The organism is Pseudomonas sp. EGD-AK9, from assembly GCF_000465935.2.
Taxonomy (GTDB): Bacteria; Pseudomonadota; Gammaproteobacteria; order Pseudomonadales; family Pseudomonadaceae; genus Aquipseudomonas.
In genome coordinates this window covers 1-1668 of record NZ_AVOF01000509.1, presented here as the reverse complement: position 1 = coordinate 1668, position 1668 = coordinate 1, and the positions used below count along the sequence as shown (strand labels likewise).

Genomic DNA, 1668 nt, shown 5'->3' with positions numbered 1-1668 from the left:
ATGCTCATGCCGATACCGGCCTTGAGCGCCAGGCGCGCGGCCTCGCGGCCGTCGGCGGCGACGCCGTGGCGGATCAGCTCGGAGATGGCGCCGTGGTCGCTCAGCACCACGCCGCGAAAGCCCCAGTCGCGACGCAGCAGGTCGCGCAGCAGCCAGCTGTTGGCCGATGCCGGCACGCCGTTGATCGCGTTGAGCGCCACCATCACCCCGCCGGCGCCGGCCTCCAGCGCCGCGCGGTAGGGCGGCAGGTAGTCCTGGTGCATGCGCAGCGGGCTCATGTCGACCACGTTGTAGTCGCGCCCGCCCTCCACCGCGCCGTACAGGGCGAAGTGCTTGACGCTGGCCATGATGCGCTGCGGATCGCTCGGCGCGGCGCCCTGGAAGCCGCGCACCATGCGTGCGGCGATCTGCGAGACCAGCTGCGGGTCCTCGCCGAAGCCTTCGGAGGTGCGCCCCCAGCGCGGGTCGCGGGAAATGTCCACGGTGGGCGCGAAGGTCATGTCCAGGCCGTCGGCACTGGCTTCCAGCGCCGCGATGCGGGCGCTGTTCTCGATGGCCTCGAGGTCCCAGCTGGAGGCCAGACCGAGGCCGATGGGAAAGGTGGTGCGATGGCCGTGGATCACGTCGTAGGCGAAGAACAGCGGGATGCCCAGGCGGCTGCGCAGCGCGGCCTGCTGCATGGGCCGGTTGTCCTGGCGGGTCACCGAGTTGAAGGTGCCGCCGATGCGCCCGGCGGCGATCTCCTCGCGGATGCGCTCGGCGCTCATGTCGCCGCCGATGCTGATCAGCCGCAGCTGGCCGATCTTCTCCTGCAGGCTCATGCGCGCGATCAGCTCGCTGATCAGCACGTCGCGCTCGGCCACCGGCGGCGCCGCGAGGAGCAGGCCGGGAGCGGCGATCAGGGTGACAAACAGCAGGTGGCGCAGGCGTTTCATCGAGGTCGGCATCCGGGCACGAGGGCTGGGCAAAATTGTCGCCACGATACTCCGACTCCGCACGGCGCGCGCCGGGGGCGGGGAAAAAATTCGCGCTTGCACAAAGTTGCGCTTTTTCTCCCCCGGGGGCTGGCGAGGCGGCAGCGGCGGCGTAGCATGGCGGCATCAGGGGGACGGCGATGGCGCAACTCGATCACTTGCAGGTATTTCAGAGCATGAGCCGCTCGGCCAATGCGCGCCTGCACGCCCTCGCCGAGCTGGGCCACGGCCTGGCGGTGGCGCGCTGGAGCAATGCCCACGACGCCCGCGACTACCTGGCGCCCAGCCATCACACCCTGTCCTGCTACCTCGCCGGCGGCACCGGCACCTTCCGCCGCGAGCGGCCGGGCGCCAAGGGCGCGCCGGACAAGCTGTGCATCCTGCCGGCCGAGCACCAGTCGGCCTGGATCATCAACGGCGAGATCCAGTTGGCCCACCTCTATGTGGACCAGGAGCGCTTCGCCCTCGGCGCGGTCGCCCTGCTCGATCGCGAACCGCGCAGCCTGCAGCTGGAGGAAGCGACCTTTCTCGACGACGCCGCGCAGGCCGCGCGCTTTCGCCGGCTGTGCGCACTCGACTGGCGGGAGCCGGGCGAGCGCCTGCTGGCCAGCAGCCTGGCCCACGAGCTGCTCGACCACGCCCTGCTCACCCAGGTCGGCCTGCGCCAGGGCCTGCGCCTGAAGGGCGGCCTGGC

General features: G+C 71.3%; 1 protein-coding gene and 1 pseudogene. One reads left to right on the top strand and one right to left on the bottom strand.

Going from position 1 to position 1668, the window contains the following annotated elements:
- The coding region (locus tag N878_RS19725) for a glycoside hydrolase family 3 N-terminal domain-containing protein (protein WP_021445281.1) at positions 1 to 935 on the bottom strand (935 nt) is incomplete at its 3' end.
- A gap of 179 nt (positions 936 to 1114) precedes the next feature.
- Between N878_RS19725 and N878_RS19720 the strand changes: the two are divergent.
- Positions 1115 to 1668 (top strand): annotated as a pseudogene (locus N878_RS19720) (AraC family transcriptional regulator); the annotation flags it as partial.